The sequence below is a fragment of the Pseudomonas sp. Leaf129 genome (assembly GCF_001423465.1).
Taxonomy (GTDB): domain Bacteria; phylum Pseudomonadota; class Gammaproteobacteria; order Pseudomonadales; family Pseudomonadaceae; genus Aquipseudomonas; species Aquipseudomonas coleopterorum.
In genome coordinates this window covers 333522-352388 of sequence record NZ_LMOC01000007.1, presented here as the reverse complement: position 1 = coordinate 352388, position 18867 = coordinate 333522, and the positions used below count along the sequence as shown (strand labels likewise).

At 63.3% G+C, this 18867-nt stretch carries 19 protein-coding genes and 1 riboswitch; of the genes, 12 read left to right on the top strand and 7 right to left on the bottom strand.

Annotation, left to right across the window (positions count from 1 at the left end):
* Positions 1–175 precede the first annotated feature (175 nt).
* The 5 genes from ASF66_RS13205 (at position 176) to ASF66_RS13185 (ending at position 2600) form a co-directional block, all read left to right on the top strand.
* Positions 176–742, top strand: a complete 567-nt coding sequence (locus ASF66_RS13205) for an antibiotic biosynthesis monooxygenase (RefSeq protein WP_049861229.1) — start codon at positions 176–178, stop codon at positions 740–742.
* Positions 743–809: 67 nt separating this feature from the next.
* Positions 810–1511 carry a dihydromonapterin reductase gene (gene folM / locus ASF66_RS13200; protein ID WP_049861228.1) on the top strand — a complete coding sequence of 234 codons (702 nt, stop codon included), beginning with the start codon at positions 810–812 and terminating at the stop codon, positions 1509–1511.
* Positions 1512–1570: 59 nt separating this feature from the next.
* Positions 1571–1942, top strand: coding sequence for a dihydroneopterin triphosphate 2'-epimerase (gene folX / locus ASF66_RS13195; RefSeq protein WP_049861227.1), 372 nt, complete (start codon positions 1571–1573; stop codon positions 1940–1942).
* 27 nt (positions 1943–1969) lie between these two features.
* Positions 1970–2266, top strand: coding sequence for a DUF1244 domain-containing protein (locus tag ASF66_RS13190; protein WP_056844157.1), 297 nt, complete (start codon positions 1970–1972; stop codon positions 2264–2266).
* A complete protein-coding gene (locus ASF66_RS13185; protein ID WP_056844156.1) occupies positions 2259–2600 on the top strand; it encodes a HopJ type III effector protein in 342 nt (113 codons plus the stop codon). The genes ASF66_RS13190 and ASF66_RS13185 overlap by 8 nt, the downstream gene beginning before the upstream one ends.
* Before the next feature lie 191 nt (positions 2601–2791).
* Here the strand turns inward: ASF66_RS13185 and trxB are convergent, their stop codons facing one another.
* A complete protein-coding gene (gene trxB, locus ASF66_RS13180; protein WP_056844155.1) occupies positions 2792–3754 on the bottom strand; it encodes a thioredoxin-disulfide reductase in 963 nt (320 codons plus the stop codon).
* 318 nt (positions 3755–4072) lie between these two features.
* Between trxB and cysZ the strand changes: the two genes are divergently transcribed.
* Positions 4073–4801: a sulfate transporter CysZ gene (gene cysZ, locus ASF66_RS13175; protein ID WP_056844154.1), complete on the top strand. Its 729-nt coding sequence runs from the start codon at positions 4073–4075 to the stop codon at positions 4799–4801.
* Positions 4802–4906: 105 nt separating this feature from the next.
* On the top strand, positions 4907–6091 hold the full coding sequence (locus ASF66_RS13170; RefSeq protein ID WP_056844153.1) for a glycosyltransferase family 4 protein: 1185 nt from the start codon (positions 4907–4909) through the stop codon (positions 6089–6091).
* Positions 6092–6240: 149 nt separating this feature from the next.
* Here ASF66_RS13170 and ASF66_RS13165 read toward each other — a convergent pair whose 3' ends face one another.
* Positions 6241–6726: an FKBP-type peptidyl-prolyl cis-trans isomerase gene (locus ASF66_RS13165; protein WP_049861221.1), complete on the bottom strand. Its 486-nt coding sequence runs from the start codon at positions 6724–6726 to the stop codon at positions 6241–6243.
* Positions 6727–6953: 227 nt separating this feature from the next.
* Here ASF66_RS13165 and pta point away from each other — a divergent pair, with 227 nt between their 5' ends.
* Both pta and ASF66_RS13155 read left to right on the top strand, forming a co-directional pair.
* The gene (gene pta, locus ASF66_RS13160; protein WP_056844152.1) at positions 6954–9050 is read left to right on the top strand and encodes a phosphate acetyltransferase; all 2097 of its coding nucleotides are present in this window, start codon (positions 6954–6956) and stop codon (positions 9048–9050) included.
* A gap of 10 nt (positions 9051–9060) precedes the next feature.
* Positions 9061–9954 carry an acyltransferase gene (locus tag ASF66_RS13155; RefSeq protein ID WP_236707106.1) on the top strand — a complete coding sequence of 298 codons (894 nt, stop codon included), beginning with the start codon at positions 9061–9063 and terminating at the stop codon, positions 9952–9954.
* A gap of 54 nt (positions 9955–10008) precedes the next feature.
* Here the strand turns inward: ASF66_RS13155 and ASF66_RS13150 are convergent, their stop codons facing one another.
* From ASF66_RS13150 to ASF66_RS13135, 4 genes are all read right to left on the bottom strand, one after another.
* On the bottom strand, positions 10009–10719 hold the full coding sequence (locus ASF66_RS13150) for an OmpA family protein (protein ID WP_056844150.1): 711 nt from the start codon (positions 10717–10719) through the stop codon (positions 10009–10011).
* A 144-nt stretch (positions 10720–10863) separates the two neighbouring features.
* Positions 10864–12228, bottom strand: coding sequence for a DUF1329 domain-containing protein (locus ASF66_RS13145; protein WP_056844149.1), 1365 nt, complete (start codon positions 12226–12228; stop codon positions 10864–10866).
* Between the two features lie 25 nt (positions 12229–12253).
* A complete protein-coding gene (locus ASF66_RS13140) occupies positions 12254–14128 on the bottom strand; it encodes a DUF1302 domain-containing protein (RefSeq protein WP_056844148.1) in 1875 nt (624 codons plus the stop codon).
* 92 nt (positions 14129–14220) lie between these two features.
* On the bottom strand, positions 14221–14850 hold the full coding sequence (locus tag ASF66_RS13135) for a LysE family translocator (RefSeq protein ID WP_056844147.1): 630 nt from the start codon (positions 14848–14850) through the stop codon (positions 14221–14223).
* Positions 14851–14994: 144 nt separating this feature from the next.
* Between ASF66_RS13135 and ASF66_RS13130 the strand changes: the two genes are divergently transcribed.
* The 3 genes from ASF66_RS13130 (at position 14995) to ASF66_RS13120 (ending at position 17833) form a co-directional block, all read left to right on the top strand.
* Entirely contained in the window at positions 14995–15954 is a 960-nt protein-coding gene (locus tag ASF66_RS13130) for a 2-hydroxyacid dehydrogenase (RefSeq protein WP_056844146.1), read from the top strand.
* A 48-nt stretch (positions 15955–16002) separates the two neighbouring features.
* Positions 16003–16998: a class I SAM-dependent methyltransferase gene (locus tag ASF66_RS13125; protein ID WP_056844145.1), complete on the top strand. Its 996-nt coding sequence runs from the start codon at positions 16003–16005 to the stop codon at positions 16996–16998.
* A gap of 42 nt (positions 16999–17040) precedes the next feature.
* Positions 17041–17226: riboswitch (yybP-ykoY riboswitch) on the top strand.
* A gap of 22 nt (positions 17227–17248) precedes the next feature.
* Positions 17249–17833: a TMEM165/GDT1 family protein gene (locus ASF66_RS13120; RefSeq protein WP_056844144.1), complete on the top strand. Its 585-nt coding sequence runs from the start codon at positions 17249–17251 to the stop codon at positions 17831–17833.
* A 122-nt stretch (positions 17834–17955) separates the two neighbouring features.
* Here ASF66_RS13120 and ASF66_RS13115 read toward each other — a convergent pair whose 3' ends face one another.
* On the bottom strand, positions 17956–18777 hold the full coding sequence (locus ASF66_RS13115) for a M48 family metallopeptidase (RefSeq protein WP_049861211.1): 822 nt from the start codon (positions 18775–18777) through the stop codon (positions 17956–17958).
* Positions 18778–18867 lie beyond the last annotated feature (90 nt).

Here is an 18867-nt window from a genome sequence, read left to right as displayed (position 1 = left end):
GACAGTGTAACCGCTGTGGGTACATTGAGGTTTGCGGATGATCCAACGGACGGTAGATGTGCAACCGACCGTTTTCGGGAATAATACTTGCTTGATTTCAAATGCAGCCCACCACCCCGGCGCTGCATTCGATGGAGGCTCCTACCCGGAGCACCAGACTGTCTGGAGATACACAATGTCTACCTCCCCCGTTACCTTGATGGTCGCGCGCCGCGTGGCCGATGGCAAATACCAGGATCTGATCGCCTGGCTGCATGAAGGCGAACAGCTTGCCACCGACTTTCCGGGCTACCTGGGTTCTGGCGTTCTGGCCCCTGCGCCAGGCGACGACGAATTCCAGATCATCTTCCGGTTCGCCGACGAAACCACCCTGCATGCCTGGGAGCATTCGGCTTCCCGTCGTTCGTGGCTGGGCCGTGGCAGCGACCTGTTCGCCCAACCCCATGTGCACCGCGTCAGCGGCACCGAAGGCTGGTTCGGCGACAGTGGCCTGCAGCGTCCACCGCGCTGGAAGCAGGCCGTGGCCATCTGGCTGGCGTTCTTTCCGGTGTCGCTGATCTTCAACTTCCTGTTCGGCCACGTGCTGAACGAGATCAGCCTGGTGCCCAGAATCATGCTCAGCACCCTGGCCCTGACCCCGATCATGGTGTTCTTCTTCATTCCCTTGTCCACGCGCCTGCTGCGCAACTGGTTGCACGCCACCCCGGCCCGCGCCCCGCTGCCCAAGGCCAAAGTGGCCTGATCGGCCGGCCCTGCTGCGCTTTGTGGTATAAATCAGCGCAGCAACCTGCCGACGAAGAGCCCGCCCCATGCCCCACCCGATCCTCATCACCGGTGCGAGCCAGCGCATCGGCCTGCACTGCGCCGAACGCCTGTTGGGCGAAGGCCAGCCGGTCATCATCAGCTACCGCCAGGAGCGCGAAACCGTCGCTCATCTGCGCGAGATGGGGGCGGTCACCATCCATGCCGACTTCGGCAGCGAGGCCGGCATTCTGGCGTTCATCGATGCGCTCAAGGCGCAGACCTCGCAGTTGCGCGCCATCGTTCACAATGCCTCGGCCTGGATCGCGGACAGCGCGGGAGACGAAGCGGCTGCGTTCCAGCAGATGGTCAACGTGCACATGCTGGCGCCCTACCTGATCAACCTGCACTGCGCCGACCTGCTGCGCGCCTCCAGCCCGGCCGATATCGTCCACATCAGCGACGACGTCACACGCAAGGGCAGCGCCAAGCACATGGCCTATTGCGCCAGCAAGGCGGGCCTGGACAACCTGACCCTGTCGTTCGCCGCGCGCTTCGCCCCGGCGATCAAGGTCAATGGCATTGCCCCGGCGCTGATCCTGTTCAACCCGGACGACGACGCCGACTATCGCTACAAGTCGCTGGCAAAATCGGCGCTGGGCATCGAGCCCGGTGCCGAGGTCATCTACCAGAGCCTGCGCTACCTGCTGGAAAACCCCTACGTCACGGGCACCACCTTGACCGTCAACGGCGGCAGGCACGTAAAATAGCGCCTGCCTGCCAGCCCGGACACGGCGCTGACCCCGAATATTCTGCGGAGCACACAACGATGGCACCACTGCAGCCAGGAATGGCACGTATCCGGGTCAAGGACCTGCGCTTGCGCACCTTCATCGGTATCAACGAAGACGAAATCGTCAACAAACAGGACGTGCTGATCAACCTCACCGTTCTGTACCCGGCACTCGAAGCGGTGCGCGACAACGATATCGAGCACGCCCTGAACTACCGCACCATCACCAAGGCGGTGATCCAGCACGTGGAGGGCAATCGTTTCGCCCTGCTCGAACGCCTGACCCAGGAAATTCTCGACCTGGTCATGCAGAACACCGCCGTGCGCTACGCCGAAGTGGAAGTCGACAAGCCCCATGCGCTGCGCTTCGCCGAATCGGTTTCGATTACCCTCGCTGGCAGCCGTTGACCGGTTGCCGCCCAGCTGGAGAGCGACATGAACGAACAGCAATGTCTGGAACTGGAAGCCGCAGCCTTCCGCCGTCTGGTCAAGCACCTGGACGAGCGCAAGGATGTGCAGAACATCGACCTGATGAACCTGGCCGGGTTCTGCCGCAACTGCCTGTCCAAATGGTACAAGGCGGCAGCCGACGAGCAGCAGGTCGAGGTCAGCCTCGACGAGGCCCGCGAAGTGGTCTACGGCATGCCGTACGCGCAGTGGAAGGCTCAGTACCAGCAGGAAGCCAGCGCCGAACAGCAGGCGGCCTTCGCCAAGGGGACGCCCAATGCATGATGTGAAAGCGCTGCGCACCAGCCTGGCCAGCGGCGAACATCAGTTCGCAACGACACTGGCGTTCGTTGCCGAGCACTATGCCTATACACCGCAGGCCTTCCGCAACGGTGCTCTGAACAATGCGGCCGGCCAGAATGAAGGCTCGTGCAAGACGTTGGGCCTGGCCCTGCTGGAAGGGCTGAGCGATGAAGAGGCATTGCTGGCGTTCGGCGAACACTACCGCTCGGTGGTGGCGACGCCCGAAGGCAGCGATCACGGCAACATCCGCAATCTGATGGAGCATGGCCTGGCAGGGGTGACGTTCTCCGAACTGCCGTTGGCCCGCCTGGGCTGATCGACGGGCATGAAAAAACCGACCGCGCAAGGTCGGTTTTTTTGTGTCTGGCTCAAGGGCCTCTTCGCGGGTAGAACCCGCTCCCACAGGGTTCGGTCCATCACCCTTTGTAGCTGGAAACAACTGCCAGAGGCGATGCGGTCCACTGTGGGAGCGGGTTCTACCCGCGAAGGCCGCGCCGCGGTTCGGGCTTAGAACGAAGCGTTGGCCAGCCCATCCAGATAACGCTCCACATCCAGCGCCGCCATGCAGCCAGCACCGGCCGAAGTAATTGCCTGACGGTATACATGGTCGGCCACGTCACCGGCCGCGAATACACCCTCGACGCTGGTGGCAGTCGCGTTGCCTTCACGGCCACCCTGCACCACCATGTAGCCGTCCTTGAGGGCCAACTGGCCTTCGAACAGCGAGGTGTTTGGCGTATGGCCGATGGCGATGAACACGCCATCGACTTTCAGCTCTTCGGCAATGCCGTCGTTGTTGCGCAGACGCGCACCGGTCACACCCATGTTGTCGCCCAGCACTTCTTCCAGCGTGGCGTTGAGCTTGAGCTCGATCTTGCCTTCCGCCACGCGAGCATGCAGCTTGTCGATCAGGATCTTCTCGGCACGGAAGGTATCGCGACGGTGCACCAGGGTGACCTTGCTGGCGATGTTGGCCAGGTAGAGGGCTTCCTCGACCGCGGTGTTGCCGCCGCCGACCACCGCAACTTCGCGGTTGCGGTAGAAGAAACCGTCGCAGGTCGCGCAGGCCGAAACACCCTTGCCCATGAACGCCTCTTCCGACGGCAGGCCCAGGTAGCGTGCACTGGCGCCAGTGGCGATGATCAGCGCATCGCAGGTGTAGGTCGCGCTGTCGCCAGTCAGGGTGAACGGCTTGGCAGCAAAGTCCACAGCGTTGATGTGATCGAAGACGATCTCGGTTTCAAAACGCTCGGCATGCTCGCGCATGCGCTCCATCAGGGCCGGCCCGGTCAGACCATGGGGGTCGCCCGGCCAGTTGTCGACTTCAGTCGTGGTGGTCAGCTGGCCGCCTGCCTGCATGCCGGTGATCAGCAACGGCTTGAGGTTGGCGCGGGCAGCGTAGACGGCGGCGCTGTAACCGGCAGGGCCGGAACCCAGGATGATCACGCGGGAATGACGAACTTGAGACATGACGAGCTCCTGACTGCCGGACGTTGACGCCGATCCGGTACGGCTGGAATAAAAAGGACTGGCAAGACACCTTGGGGAAGGTTCAATGCCGCCAGCCCGTAAACTTCAAAAGGAAGGGTTGAAAATCGAATGCGCCAAGCTTAACGACGTAAGCCCGATTAGGGAAATACCCTTTGGCAATCCGATCCATAGCCATCCTCTATGCGGACATCTTCAACAGGTGAGGATCGCGCCAGGTTGTTACCAGCCATTGCCGTGGTTCCCGCGCCCGTGTAAAGCCGGTACTGTCAGCACGTTTTCACTGTCCTGGAGTTGTCCATGCCTGTTCCTGCACTGTCCGGCCCGCAATACCTGCGCGAAGGCCTGAAAATGGTCTTGTCTCCCGGGCTGCGTTTGTTCGTGCTGCTGCCACTGGGCATCAACCTGGTGTTGTTCGTGGGCCTGATCTACTTCGCTGGGCACCTGTTCAGCGGGTGGGTCGATCACTTGATCCAGAGCTTGCCGCACTGGCTGAGCTTCCTCAGCTTCATCCTCTGGCCGCTGTTCGCCGTGCTGGTGGCGTTCATGGTGTTTTTCAGCTTCACCATGCTGGCCAATATCATCGCCGCCCCGTTCAACGGGTTCCTGTCGGAAAAGGTCGAGGTGGTGGCTCGGGGCAAGGACGAGTTTCCGCCCTTTCGCTGGGCCGAACTGCTCGAAATGATTCCGCGCACTCTGGCTCGCGAAGCCCGCAAGCTCGGCTATTTCCTGCCCCGTGCGCTGGCGCTGTTCGTCCTGTCGTTCATCCCCATGCTGAACATCATCGCCGCGCCTCTGTGGCTACTGTTCGGTGTGTGGATGATGGCCATCCAATACATCGACTACCCCGCCGACAACCACAAGATGAGCTGGCAGGACATGCTCGCCTGGCTACGCCAGAAGCGCTGGCGCAGCCTGAGTTTCGGCGGCATCGTTTACCTGGCGCTGTTGATTCCGGGGGTCAACGTCCTGATGATGCCGGCCGCGGTGGCAGGGGCGACGTTGTTCTGGGTGCGTGAGCGGGGGTGAGTCTTTGCGGTGCGACCGATCACGGCTCGCACCGCTGGTGATGGCGTCATGAATTCCTCACGAATGCGCCACACCAACGCAATACAAGTCCCCGAAACTGTCTGAATGACAGCGCTCCCACTCCATATCACCCTCGTCTCCGAAACCTTCACCCCCGAGATCAACGGGCTTGCCAGCACGCTCGACCATTTGTGCCAAGGATTGCGCGGCCGTGGACACCATGTGGATGTAGTGCGGCCCCGGCAAGTGCAGGACAGCGCGCCGAGCGATGATGTGATGCTGTGTCGCGGCTGGCCGATTCCTGGCTACCCTGGGCTGCAGTGGGGCGAGTCGTCCATGGGGCGGCTGGTGCGGCGCTGGCGGTCGAGGCGGCCCGATGTGGTGTATGTCGCAACGCCCGGCCCCTTGGGCTTGAGCGCGCTGCGTGCCGCCCGGCGCTTGGGTGTCCCGGTGGTCAGCGGCTTCCACACCAACTTTCAGCAATACGCCGCACACTGCAGGCTGGGACTGCTGGCACGTCTGGTGACCCATTATCTGCGCTGGTTTCACCGTCGCACCTGCATGACCCTGGTGCCCTGCATCAGCCAACGTCTGGAGTTGCAACGGCGAGGCTTCGAGCGTTTGCATCTGCTGGCGCGCGGCGTCGACAGCCAGCTGTTTCATCCTCGGCGGCGGAGCACGGCCCTGCGCCATCGCTGGGGCCTGAGCGAGGGCGACCTTGCTGTGCTGTATGTCGGACGTCTTGCGCAGGAGAAGAACCTGGACCTGCTCGCGCGCACGTTTGCCTACCTGCAGGCGCAGCATCCGCAGCGACTTATCCGGCTGATCGTGATCGGCGATGGCAGTCGGCGCAGCGATCTGCAGCGGCAGGTGCCCGACGCGATTTTCTGTGGGGCATTGCGTGGCGAAGCGCTGGCGGAGCATTACGCCAGTGGTGACATCTTCGTATTTCCCAGCCTCACCGAGACGTTCGGCAATGTGGTGCTGGAAGCGCAGGCATCGGGCCTGGCCGTGGTGGCCTACGATGAGGCCGCGGCAGCGCAGCACATTCGCCACGGCCACAGCGGCGCGCTGGCCATGCCTGGCGACGAGGCGGCCTTTCTGGAAGCCGCTGGCTGGTTGCTGGAGGACGAAGAGAACCTGCGCAGGGTCCGCCTCAACGCGCGGCGACATGCCCGGCTTCAGGGTTGGGGTGCGATCGTCGAGCAGTTCGAGCAGCAACTGACGAACGCTTGCTCGCCGATACCTTCGGCAAGCTTTGCGAGGACTGCAACGAGCCCCCAAGGCTGAACCGCATGCTGCGTGTCAGCCAGACCGAGTTGACCCTTCGCGGCCGATGACCGCTCCTACAGGAGGCCAAAAAACAGGGGGCACGTCGCTGACGTGCCCCCTGTTTGCATCTGCGCCAGGTAGCTCCGAAGAGGAGCACCGTGCTCAGATCAATGGTGGTGACCACCTTCGCCGTGCACGTGGCCGTGCGCGACTTCTTCCTGGCTGGCGTCGCGGATGTCGACGACCTTGACCTTGAAGTGCAGGCGCTGACCGGCCAGCGGGTGGTTGCCGTCGACGGTGACGTCGTCGCCGTCCAGGTCACGAATGGTCACGATCTGCATCTGGCCATCAGGTGCGGAAGCGTGGAACTGCATGCCCACTTCCAGCTCGTCGACGCCTTCGAACATGCTGCGTGACAAGGTGCTGACCAGTTCGGCCGCGTACTCGCCGTAGGCATCTTCGGGCTCGATCGCCACGTCCAGGTCGTCACCGACCTGCTTGCCTTCCAGAGCCTTTTCCAGGCCAGGAATGATGTTGCCAGCGCCCTGCAGATAAACCAGCGGCGCGCCGCCGGCGGAGCTGTCGATAACCTCACCAGCGTCGTTGGTCAGGGTGTATTCGATGGAGACAGCCTTGTTGGCGGCGATCAGCATGAGGTAAGACCTTTTGCATAAGAATGTAGAACGACCAAGTGTAACCAAGGGTTGGCTCGAAAGCGAACCCACTCGGCCGACGGATGACCCGAGGCAATGTGCCCGGCCCGTTAAGGCCTTGGCACCTGCCATGAAATTATGACTGTGCACGGCGCGATTCGTTTCTACTTGCGGGCCGTGGCGTGAAGCTTGTAGCGTGCAGCCCAAAGCTCACCCGAGAAGCTCGCATGCAAACTTTCTTCATCGCGCCGACTGACTTTGGCGTAGGCCTGACCTCCATCAGCCTGGGGCTGGTAAGGACCCTGGAACGCGCCGGCCTGAAGGTCGGTTTTCTAAAGCCCATCGCCCAGCCACACCCCGGCGACCTGGGCCCGGAACGCTCGACCGAGCTGGTTGCCCGCACCCATGGCCTGCAACCGCCCAAGCCCTTGGGCCTGGCCCACGTCGAGCGCATGCTGGGCGATGGTCAGCTCGACGAGCTGCTCGAAGAAATCCTCACCCTGTACCAGCAGGCCTGCGTGGGCAACGACGTGGTCATCGTCGAAGGCATGGTGCCGACCCGCAACGCCAGTTATGCCGCCAGGGTCAACCAGCACCTGGCGAAAAGCCTGGATGCCGATGTGGTGCTGGTGTCGAGTGCCGAAAACGAGGTGCTCGCCGAGCTCTCCGGCCGGGTCGAGTTGCAGGCGCAGTTGTTCGGCGGCCCGCGCGACCCGAAGGTACTGGGCGTAATCCTCAACAAGGTGCGTACCGATGAAAGCATGGAGGTGTTCGCCGCGCGCCTCAAGGAGCACTCGCCCCTGCTGCGCGGTGGCGACTTTCGCCTGCTCGGCTGCATTCCCTACCAGGCCGACCTGAACGCGCCACGCACCCGTGACGTGGCCGAACTGCTCGGCGCCCAGGTGATCAACGCCGGCGACTACGAGCAGCGGCGCATGAACAAGATCATCATCTGCGCCAGGACCGTGCTCAATACCGTGCAGTTGCTCAAACCGGGCGTTCTCGTGGTGACCCCGGGCGATCGTGACGACATCATCCTGGCCGTGAGCCTGGCGGCCATGAACGGCATGCCTCTGGCCGGGCTGCTGCTGACCAGCGACACCCTGCCCGACCCACGTATCCTCGAACTGTGCCGGGGCGCCCTGCAGGCCGGTTTGCCGGTGCTGTCGGTGAGCACCGGTTCCTACGACACCGCCACACGCCTGAACCAGCTGAACAAGGAAATCCCCATCGATGACCGCGAGCGTGCGGAGATCATCACCGATTTCGTCGCCGGCCACCTGGATGCCCAGTGGCTGCACCAGCGCTGCGGCACGCCACGGGAGCTGCGGCTGTCACCGGCCGTGTTCCGGTATCAGCTGATCCAGCGCGCGCAGCAGGCCGACAAGCGCATCGTCCTGCCCGAAGGCCACGATCCGTTGACCATCCAGGCAGCGGCCATCTGCCAGACCCGCGGCATTGCCCGCTGCGTGCTGCTGGCCAAGCCCGCCGACGTGCAGGCGGTCGCCAGTGCCCAGGGCATCGAGCTGCCTGAAGGGCTGGAGATCCTCGACCCCGACCTGATTCGCGGTCGCTACGTGGAGCCGATGGTGGCGCTGCGCAAGAGCAAGAGCCTCAATGCGCCCATGGCCGAGCAGCAGCTGGAAGACAACGTGGTGATCGGCACCATGATGCTGGCTCTGGATGAAGTCGACGGTCTGGTCTCGGGCATTCTCCATTCCACCGCCAACACCATCCGCCCGGCTCTGCAGTTGATCAAAACCGCACCGGGCTGCAGCCTGGTGTCGTCGGTGTTCTTCATGCTGTTTCCCGATCAGGTGCTGGTATATGGCGACTGTGTGATGAACCCCCACCCCAGCGCTGCCGAACTGGCGGAAATCGCCCTGCAAAGCGCCGACTCGGCCGAAGCGTTCGGGATCGCCGCGCGGGTAGCGATGATCAGTTATTCCAGCGGCAACTCGGCCAGCGGCGAAGAAGTGGAGAAAGTCCGCGAGGCGACCCAGCTGGCGCAGGAGGCCCAGCGTGATCTGTTGATCGACGGCCCGCTGCAATACGACGCCGCCGCCAACGAAAACGTCGCACGCCAGCTGGCTCCGGACAGCCAGGTCGCTGGCCGGGCGACGGTGTTCGTGTTTCCCGACCTGAACACCGGCAACACCACCCACAAGGCGGTCCAGCGCAGTGCCGATTGCGTCAGCCTGGGGCCGATGCTGCAAGGGCTGCGCAAACCGGTCAACGACCTGCCGCGTGGCGCCCAGGTCGACGACATCGTCTACACCATTGCCCTGACCGCCATCCAGGCCAACCGCACCCTCGACCTCTAGGAACATCATCTTGCAGATTCTTACCGGGCTGTGCGCCGCCCTGCTGCTGGCCCTTAACACCATCGTTTGCTGCACGCCGCTGTTCATCGTCAGCCTGATCAAGCTGTGCCTGCCCTTCGCGGCGGCGCAGCGCCTGACCGACGAACTGATGCGCCACATCCACGAAGCCTGGATCAGCAACAACAAGGCCTGGATGAACCTGCTCGGCGGCATTGGCTGGAAGGTCGAGGGCTTGCAGGGGCTGGACTACCAGCATTCCTACCTGGTGACCAGCAACCACCAGAGCTGGGTGGATATCCTGGTCCTGCAATACGTGCTCAACCGACGCATCCGACCGCTGAAGTTCTTTCTCAAGCGCGAGCTGATCTGGGTACCTGTCATCGGCCTGGCCTGGTGGGCGCTCGGTTTCCCGTTCATGAAGCGCTATTCCAAGGCCTATCTGGCCAAGCATCCGGAGAAGAAAGGCGAAGACCTGCTCACCACCCGCCGCGCCTGCGCCCGCTTTCGCGGCAAGCCGACCGCCATCTTCAACTTCGCCGAAGGCACCCGCTTCACCCCGGCCAAACACGCCCAGCAAGCCTCACCGTTTCGCCACCTGCTCAAACCCAAGGCTGGAGGCATCGCCTTCGTGCTCGATGCCATGGGCGAGCAGTTGCAGTCGATGGTCAACGTGACGATCTACTACCCACAGGGCGCACCCGGATTCTGGGACCTGCTGTGCGGCCGAGTGGGCGAAATCCACGTGCTGTTCGAGGAGCTGCCGATCCCCGAGCAATTCATCGGCCACAGCTATGACCAGGACGAGACGTACCGCGCGCTGTTTCAGACCTGGGTGAATACGCTGTGGACACAGAAGGACGCAACGCTGGAGCGACTCAAGCTGGAGCGGCCTGAGAAAGACTGATCGCCCATAAAAAATCCCGCTGCCAGAGCGGGATTTTTGCAAGCCTTGCAGTGATTACTGCTGCTGGGCCGGCTGCGAGTACTGCTGGCCGGGAATCGGCTTGAGGTTGACTTCGACACGGCGGTTCTGGGCACGGCCGTTGGCGTCGGCGTTGCTGGCGATCGGCTGGTCGGGACCCGCGCCGCGTACCGACAGGCGCGAGCCATCCACGCCCTGCGCAGTCAGGTAGTTGCTGACCGCCTGGGCACGCTGCAGCGACAGGTCCATGTTGTGCTGACGGCTGCCGGTGCTGTCGGTGTAGCCGACGATCTCGATGTTGTTCTCGTTGAACTGCTTGAACGAATTGCCCAGGTTGTTCAGCGGCGTGTAAAAGCTGCTGGAGATGTTCGACGAGTCGGTGGCGAAGGTGATGTTGCCCGGCATGATCAGCTTGATCTGATCGCCTTGGCGCTGCACTTCCACACCGGTGTTGGCCATGCTTTCACGCAGCGCCGCTTCCTGACGGTCGGCATAGTAGCCGTAGCCTGCCGAAGCGGCGCCGGCCACGGCAGCGCCGATCAGCGCACCCTTGCCACGGTTGTTGTGGTCGATGGCGGCACCGGCCACGGCGCCGGCCAGTGCACCCAGCCCGCCATACTTGGCGGTTTTGCTGATGCCCGACGAACCCTGGGCCTGGCCCTGGTTTTCATACGGATTCTGCGACGCGCACCCGGACAACAGGGCGATGGCAGCGGCGGCAGTGATCAAGCGACGCGAGGTAAACATGGGCAACTCCTACTACATGAAGGCGGAAATCTGCTGAAAAAATGCGGCGACGGGTCATGAACGTGTGACTGACTTGGAGGGCAAAAACCGGGAAAGATTCCCGTGTCGCGCTCTCCGCCCTCGTCAGCCATGGCCTGCAGCCAGCTAGCGTACCCCGTCCTGGCGCAGCGCCGCCGGGGTGAAATCGGAACTGGTGGCGGTGAAGCCGAAGTCGTAGGACTGCTTTTCCTCGTTCTTCATGCCCAGCGCCAGGTAACGTCCCGACTGCAGGTCATAGAGCACCTCCAGGGTGGTCCAGGGTACCTGCTGGTCGTAATAGTTCTGCGCGTGCGCTTCGGCCACGCGCCACAGCTGTCCACGGCCATCGTAATGATCGATCACGGCCGCCTGCCAGGTGTCCTCGTCGAAGTAGAAGTCACGCTTGGCGTAGATGTGCCGCTGACCGGGCTTGAGCGTGGCGACCACGTGCCATACCCGGCGCAGCTCGTAGCGGGCCAGGTCCTGGTTGATGTGGCCGGCCTTGAGGATGTCCGCGTATTTGAGATTGGGCGAATCGAGCCGGTGGCTATTCTGGGCGATGAACATCTCCTGTTTGCCTACCAGTTGCCAGTCGTAACGATCCGGAGCGCCATTGAACATGTCCAGGTTATCCGAGGTGCGCAGACCATCGGCTGCGGTGCCCGGACCGTCGTAGGCCACCTGCGGTGCGCGTCGCACACGGCGTTGACCGGCGTTGTAGATCCACGCCTGACGCGGTTCGGCCACCTGATCCAGGGTCTCGTGGACCAACAGCACGGTGCCCGCCAGACGCGCCGGCGCGATCACGTCCTGCTTGAAATAGAACAGTACGTTGCCGGGATGTTGCGGATCGAAATCCTTCATCCTGTCGCGAAACACGAACTGGTCCTGGAAATACACCAGGCTGTAGGAACCATTGGGTTGCGGCGTGGCCTGGGTCACGCGCCGTGAGACGCTGCCGCCACGGTAACGGATAATGTGATTCCAGATGACCTCGATCCCGGTCTTGGGAATGGGGAACGGGGTGGCCATCTGAAAGCCTTCCACACCGTTGCCGTCACCGATCAGCCGAGCATGGGTCGCGTTGACCTTGATCGCACTCGCGACCTCGTCCGGCACACTCGCTCCGCGATGGGAGGGGTAGACCGGCATCGTGAAGGTGTCGGGATAGCGCTTGAACATCGCATACTGGCCAGGCGCTAACTTGGCCTTGTACTGCTCGACGTTCTGCGCGGTGATGGTGAACAGGGGCTTCTCGCTGGCGTAGGGGTCGGAGAGAAACCCCTTGCTGTCGACCGTACCGGCGGTGCGCGGCATCGGCGACCAGGCCGGAATGGAGCCGTCGGCATTGCCGGCCTTCTCGGCGCCCAGAGGGGTCAGGCGGGTGCCCAGTTGGTCGGCCTCCTGTGCGCTGACCGCTGCCATGGCAGCGCCGGCCCACAGGGACAGACCGAAGATCCCGGCCTGCATCAGCATCGTTCTTGTGTTCATGGCCGATCGTCTCGAACAGGGTGGCTCAGAAATTCACGCCGAAGCTGAGCGCAACGAAGTCGCGGTCATCCACCGTGGTGTACTTGCCGTCGAAAAAATTGGTGTACGACAGACTCGCCGTGTAGGTGTTCTGGTACTCGGCATCGAGCCCGAGGCTGACCGCCTTGCGGCCTTCCTCGAAGTTGCCGCCGGGGCTGGGCGAGTAGCCGGACACATCGTGCGACCAGGCGATACTGGGCCGCAGGTTGATCCCGGCGAACACGCTGTTGTAGTCCCAGATGGCGCGGGCGCGATACCCCCACGAGGTGCTGGTGGTGAAGCCGCCATTGGTGCAGTTGCGCGAGCGGTTACTGGCCGAGGTGCCCGGCCCAGCCGCGGCGATGGTGCCGGTGTTGAGGATGGCGGCGCAGGTGTCCAGGCCACCGGTGGCAGGCAAGGCGCCGGGGCCAAAGATCGCGTCACGCCCATAGCGCATCTGCGAAGAGCTCTCCAGACCGCCGACATGGGTGACCCCCACCTCGCCCACCACCGTCAGCCGCTCGGCGCCCATGACCTGATCGAAAAAATGAGTCAGGGTGGTTTGCAGCTGGGTGATCTCTTTGCGGCGGTAGCCTTTCAGGTCTTCTCCGGGCGTGCCGTCGAGCACTGACGCGTTGCTGTACGCGCCGCCCAGCGGACGCACACCGGCAAAGAGAATGTCGGTGGTGTTGAGTTGCACCGGCGCATTGGGCCGGTAGCTGACCTCGCCACTCCAGGCTGTGCCGGTGGGTAGCGTGGTGGCGAAGCTCAGCCCGTAGAGGCGGATGTCCTCGGGAAAGTCGTAGAAGTAGCTGGAGTCGCCCGCCACCAGCAACGGGCCCAATGCGCCGGCCCGTGACGCTGCCGCGTAGGTCGCGGCCGATGCCCCGGTCGCGTTGAACAGCGGCAGGCGGCTGTGGTAGTTCATGAAGTAGGCACCGAATTCGGTGTCCAGCGGATCGTAGTTGTAGCGCAGCGCCACGCCGAACTGGCCGCTGTCGCGCGCATCGCGGTCCCCGCTGCGGCGCACCCGCACGCCCTCCTCGTTGATATCCACACCGGCAGCGGTCAGCGCTGGCAGGGCCGCAGCCGGCAGGCTCGAACGCTTGGCCAGGAGGCGCAGATTATCGCTGCAGCCATCGGCGGCGACGTCTGCCTGGGCGAAGAACGTGCCGCAGTTGTCGGTCACCGTCTGGTCCCATTCGAGCTGGTAGAAGGCTTCGGCGGAAAGGTTGTCGGTCAGGCTCTGGGAGACGTAGAACAGGTTGACCGGGATCAGCCCCTCCTTGACCTCGGCACCGGGTCGGCGAAAGGCCGAGACGTCGATCGGATTGAGCGCATTGATGCCGTTCTGGATGAACGTGCTCTCGCCCCAGCTGACCACCTGCTTGCCCAGGCGCACGGAGCCCGGTTGATCGGCGATGGCGTAGTTGTGGTAGACGAACGCGTCGAGAATCTGCCCACCGGAGGACTGCGCGGCTTCCTTGCGGTTGCTGTCGCTGATGTCCTTGAAGGGGCGGCCTTCGTCCTTGAGTTCGAAGTCGTACCAATACTTGCCGCGAATGAACACGCCCGTGTCGCCGTACTTCAACTCCAGGTCGTGCAGCCCCTTGAAGATCTTGGAAAAGGTTTCGCCTTTCTTGAAGTTCAGATGACCGTCGTCGGTGGTCTGCGACAGGCCCGATCCACCGTTGTTGACGCCGATCAGGTTGCGGTTCGCACCAGCGGTGGACCAACTGGCGCCGACCGACAGCGAGGAATCAAACTGGCCTTCGATTTCGCCGATGTTGAAACTGACGGCAAGCGCCGGCCCGGCAAGCGTCGCCAGACCGACCGCCAAGGGTAATCTGGCCCGGCGACAGGGCAGGTTTACTGAATTCATCGACGCTGTTCCATGTTCGTTGTGGTGCTGGCGAGGGCGCTGCCCGGCCATTATAAGCAAGGCCGGCCATCCGGCGAGCATGCCAAGCCGATTCAGCGTATTTCGCTCAGGGCGATCTTCACCCCCAGCGCCACCAGAACCACACCCATGGCGCGGTCGAACCAATGCCCCATTCTAGCGAAGCCTTCGCGGACCCGACGCTGGCTGAACAGCAGGGCGATCATGCAGAACCACAGCGCCGTGGCCAGCGCCAGGTAGACGCCGTAACCGGCCTGGATGACCACTGGCGTGTGGGGGCTGATGACCACGGTGAACAAGGACAGAAAGAACAGCGTGGCCTTGGGGTTCAAACCGTTGGTCATGAACCCGGCCACATACGCAGCTTTGGGTGTGCGCTGTACCGGTGCCGCACTGTGGGTGGGCTCGCCGAGCGGCGCGGGCTTGGCGCGCAGGGCCTTGAAGCCGATGTACAGCAGGTACGCGGCGGCGGCCCACTTCAGGACATTGAACAGCACGATGGACTGGGACACGATCAGGCCGATCCCCAGCAGCGAATACCCCACATGCACGAAAATCGCCGTGCCCACACCCAGCGCTGTCCACAGCCCGGCCTGGCGGCCGTGGCTGACGCTCTCTCGCACCACCACCGCGAAGTCCGGTCCCGGGCTGGCCACCGCAAGCAGGTGAATGAAGGCAACGGTGAGAAATTCGGTCCAGTACATGACAGCAGGCTCCAAGCGGCAGTGGCAAACACGGTGACGACCTCAAGCAGTCCCGGACGCTACCTCACGTCAGCAGGTCAGGCCACAAGATTTTCATCCGGCAGCTATGGTAGAACATCCACAACCACTTCAAGAGGTTCACCCATGCCCGCTCACCGTGCCGCCTTCCTCGACTACAGCTCCCTGGACCTGGGTGACCTGGACCCTGCCGCGCTCAAGGCCTGCTTCGCCGACCTGCAGCTCTACCCCAGTACGACGCCTGAGCAACTGGTCGAGCGCCTGCGCGGCGTATCGGTAGCCATCAGTAACAAGATCGATCTGGACGCCGCGACCCTGCAGGCCTGCCCGGATCTGAAGCTGGTGCTGGTGTCGGCCACCGGCACCAACAACGTCGACCTGGAAGCGGCGCGCAAGCTGGGTATCACCGTGTGCAATTGCCAAGGCTACGGCACCCCCTCGGTGGCCCAACACACCCTGATGCTGTTGTTGGCCTTGGCGACCCGACTGCCCGATTATCAGCGCGAGATCGCGGCCGGCCAATGGCAGCGGGCCAAGCAGTTCTGTCTGCTGGATTTCCCCATCGTTGAACTGGACGGCAAGACCCTCGGCCTGCTGGGCCACGGCGAACTGGGTGGCGCGGTCGCCAAGCTGGCCGAAGCCTTCGGCATGCGCGTGCTGCTGGGGCAGATTCCCGGTCGACCGCCACGCGCCGATCGCCTGCCGCTGCATGAGCTGCTGCCGCAGGTCGATGCCCTGACCCTGCACTGCCCGCTCAACGAGCACACCCGACACATGATCGGCGCGGCGGAACTGGCTCTGCTCAAGCCCAATGCCTTCGTAGTCAACACCGCGCGCGGCGGCATCATCGACGAGCAGGCCCTGGCCGATGCCCTGCGCCGTGGCCACCTGGGCGGAGCGGCCACCGACGTGCTCAGTGTGGAGCCACCGGTGGACGGCAACCCCCTGCTGGACAACGAGATCCCGCGCCTGATCGTCACCCCGCACAGTGCCTGGGGCAGTGTCGAGGCACGCCAGCGGATCATTGGCCAACTGGCGGAAAACGCTACGGCTTTCTTCGCCGGACGGCCCATCCGCAGCGTCTGACAAGGGCCGTGGTCTGTTAGAATCCGCGCTTTTGCCAGGAGCCCTCCCATGGACCCGCGCAGTGAAGTGCTGCTTCGTCAGGCCAATTTGTTCCAAGGTCAGCTGCTGTTGGCCGGGCTGCCTGCCGATGACCTCTTCGGCCAGTTGCCGAACGCCGCCGGCTGGTGCTGGCATGCCGGCGATCAGGCGGCGCTGGACGCGCGCTTCGAAGGCCGCAGCTATTTCGGCGTGAACGTCCCGCAGACAGCTTTCGAGGGCGCGGTGGTGTTCCTGCCCAAGTCACGCGAGCTGACCAGTTATCTGCTCAATGCCCTGGCCGCCCGCTTGCAGGGTCGCGAGTTGTATCTGGTGGGCGAAAAGCGCGGCGGCATCGAGGGCGCGGCGAAGCTGCTGCACGCCTTCGGCAAGCCGCGCAAGCTGGACAGCGCACGCCATTGTCAGTTGTGGCAAGTGACGGTCGAACAGGCGCCGCAGGCCGTGGAACTGGAAAGCCTGGCGCAGCGCTATCAACTGCAGATCGCCGGCGAGCCCCTGACCGTGATCAGCCTGCCGGGCGTGTTCAGCCATGGTCGACTGGACCGCGGCACCGAGCTGCTGCTCGAACACATCGACGGCCTGCCTCGCGGCCATCTGCTGGATTTCGGCTGCGGCGCCGGGGTGGTAGGTGCCAGCCTCAAACGTCGCTACCCGGACAACCAACTGACGTTGCTCGATGTCGATGCCTTCGCCACGGCCAGCAGCCGTCTGACCCTGGCGGCCAATGGGCTGGAAGCCTGCGTCATCACCGGCGACGGTATCGATGCCGCGCCGTTGCATCTGGATGCCATCGTCAGCAATCCACCGTTCCACTCGGGCGTGCATACCAGCTATCACGCCGCCGAAAACTTGCTGGAAAAATCCGCCCAACATCTGAAAAAAGGCGGTGAACTTCGCTTGGTTGCCAATAGTTTCCTGCGCTATCAGCCGCTGATCGAAGGCGCTTTCGGGCGCTGCCAGACGGTGGCCGAGGGTCGCGGTTTCAAGATTTATCGCGCTGTCAAATAGCGAAATATTTTCTTGCTCTATCGTGATCGCCTAGGCAGAATCCGCACCGTCCTAGGGGAGTAGTCTCCCGCGAGCGCCAGCTCGCCAGGCACGCGTCAACATACTTGGCCCTCAGGCCATGGCGCGTGCGACCCAGCGGCCGCACAGACGGCCCAGGTTTGACAAGACCTATGACACGCACACCTTACCCGGGGCGGGGAGGCTGTTCGTGTCATAGCCGTGTCGACCCGCCCCCATAGGAACGCTCCTGATGTTGGAATCCCTACTTGTCCCTACCGGGCTGGTGGCCTTGGCCGAAATCGGCGACAAGACCCAGTTGCTCGCCTTGATCCTTGCGGCGCGCTTCCGCAAGCCCTGGCCGATCATTGCTGGCATCGTCGCCGCCACCTTGGCCAACCATGCAGCCGCCGGTGCGGTGGGCGCCTGGTTCAGCAGCTTCTTCTCCGATGTCGCGCTGCACTGGATCCTGGCCGCAAGCTTTGCCGCCACCGCGCTGTGGACCCTGATACCGGACAAGATCGACGACGACGAGGCCAACACCGCACGGCGCTACGGGCCGTTCATGACCACGTTGATCGCGTTTTTCATTGCCGAGATCGGCGACAAGACTCAGGTCGCGACGGTGATGCTGGCCGCGCAGTATCCGCACTTGCTGATGGTCATCATCGGCACCACGCTGGGCATGCTGATTGCCAACGTGCCGGTGGTGCTGGCGGGTAACTTCGCTGCCGACAAGCTGCCGCTGACGTTGATCCGCCGATTGGCCTCGGGAGCGTTTTTCATTCTGGCGTTCGTTGCGGTGTACCAGGCGATGAAGGTGAGCGGCTGGGTGTAGATGGGCGGTGAGGCCTTCGCGGGCAGAGGGCTCGCCGCCAGCCCCGCTCCCACAGGGGACCTCGGTATCAAGGCTCTTCTGTGGGAGCGGGTCTCTGCCCGCGAATCAGCCGCCGCGATACATCAGGACTTCTTCGCCTGCTCATACAACGGCATGACCTTGGGGATCGCCGCCTGCAAGGAAGAAATCCGGCTCGCCGATGCCGGGTGAGTGCTCATGAATTCCGGTGGCGAGTTGCTGCCTGCCGCTGCGGTCATCTTGTTCCACAAGGTGATCGCGGCGTTGGGGTCGAACCCGGCACGCGCCGCCAGCTCCAGGCCGAACAGGTCGGCTTCGTTCTCGTTGCTGCGGCTGTTGGGCAGGGTCAGGCTGTAGTTGACCACGGTATCGGCCAGTTTCAGGCTGTCTTCGCCCAGCCCCAGCAAGGCCCCTGCCCCGCTGCGCGCCATCTGGATGCCATAGGCCTTGGACATCGCTTCGCGACCGTGCTCGCGCAGGGCGTGGGCGATTTCATGGCCCATCACGGCGGCGATTTCGTCGTCGGTGAGTTTCAGGGTGTCGATCAGGCCTGTGTAGACAATGATCTTGCCGCCGGGACCGCAGTTGGCGTTGAGCTCGTCACTCTTGATCAGATTCACTTCCCATTGCCACTGCGCTGAATCCGGGCGCAGCTTGGGCGCCTGGGCGATCAGCCGATCGGCGATCGCCTGCACGCGCTTGGCCTCAGCGCTGGTCTTGTCGAGCACACCCTTGCCGCTGGCCTCGGTCAAGGTCTGCTGGTAGGACTGCGCGTACATCTTGTTCACTTCATCGGTGGACAACATGCTGAACATGTATTGCTTGCGATCGACACCCACGGCGCCGGAGCTGGTGGTGTTGACGGCCTGACAACCGGCCAGCAGAACGCTGACGGCCAGGGTGGCCGGAATGAAGAACTTGCCCATTGGGACTCTCCTGGTAAACCTGGCGGTATCCTACACGGTGCATATCGGACACGACACCTGCGCAGGTGCCCGGCCTGATGCATCGCGGTG

Excerpts from the sequence above, each read along its gene's own strand:
- ASF66_RS13205 (WP_049861229.1), top strand. The coding sequence starts at position 176 with ATGTCTACCTCCCCCGTTACCTTGATGGTCGCGCGCCGCGTGGCCGAT.
- folM (WP_049861228.1), top strand. The coding sequence starts at position 810 with ATGCCCCACCCGATCCTCATCACCGGTGCGAGCCAGCGCATCGGCCTG.
- folX (WP_049861227.1), top strand. The coding sequence starts at position 1,571 with ATGGCACCACTGCAGCCAGGAATGGCACGTATCCGGGTCAAGGACCTG.
- ASF66_RS13190 (WP_056844157.1), top strand. The coding sequence starts at position 1,970 with ATGAACGAACAGCAATGTCTGGAACTGGAAGCCGCAGCCTTCCGCCGT.
- ASF66_RS13185 (WP_056844156.1), top strand. The coding sequence starts at position 2,259 with ATGCATGATGTGAAAGCGCTGCGCACCAGCCTGGCCAGCGGCGAACAT.
- trxB (WP_056844155.1), bottom strand. The coding sequence starts at position 3,754 with ATGTCTCAAGTTCGTCATTCCCGCGTGATCATCCTGGGTTCCGGCCCT.
- cysZ (WP_056844154.1), top strand. The coding sequence starts at position 4,073 with ATGCCTGTTCCTGCACTGTCCGGCCCGCAATACCTGCGCGAAGGCCTG.
- ASF66_RS13170 (WP_056844153.1), top strand. The coding sequence starts at position 4,907 with ATGACAGCGCTCCCACTCCATATCACCCTCGTCTCCGAAACCTTCACC.
- ASF66_RS13165 (WP_049861221.1), bottom strand. The coding sequence starts at position 6,726 with ATGCTGATCGCCGCCAACAAGGCTGTCTCCATCGAATACACCCTGACC.
- pta (WP_056844152.1), top strand. The coding sequence starts at position 6,954 with ATGCAAACTTTCTTCATCGCGCCGACTGACTTTGGCGTAGGCCTGACC.
- ASF66_RS13150 (WP_056844150.1), bottom strand. The coding sequence starts at position 10,719 with ATGTTTACCTCGCGTCGCTTGATCACTGCCGCCGCTGCCATCGCCCTG.
- ASF66_RS13145 (WP_056844149.1), bottom strand. The coding sequence starts at position 12,228 with ATGAACACAAGAACGATGCTGATGCAGGCCGGGATCTTCGGTCTGTCC.
- ASF66_RS13140 (WP_056844148.1), bottom strand. The coding sequence starts at position 14,128 with ATGAATTCAGTAAACCTGCCCTGTCGCCGGGCCAGATTACCCTTGGCG.
- ASF66_RS13135 (WP_056844147.1), bottom strand. The coding sequence starts at position 14,850 with ATGTACTGGACCGAATTTCTCACCGTTGCCTTCATTCACCTGCTTGCG.
- ASF66_RS13130 (WP_056844146.1), top strand. The coding sequence starts at position 14,995 with ATGCCCGCTCACCGTGCCGCCTTCCTCGACTACAGCTCCCTGGACCTG.
- ASF66_RS13125 (WP_056844145.1), top strand. The coding sequence starts at position 16,003 with ATGGACCCGCGCAGTGAAGTGCTGCTTCGTCAGGCCAATTTGTTCCAA.
- ASF66_RS13120 (WP_056844144.1), top strand. The coding sequence starts at position 17,249 with ATGTTGGAATCCCTACTTGTCCCTACCGGGCTGGTGGCCTTGGCCGAA.
- ASF66_RS13115 (WP_049861211.1), bottom strand. The coding sequence starts at position 18,777 with ATGGGCAAGTTCTTCATTCCGGCCACCCTGGCCGTCAGCGTTCTGCTG.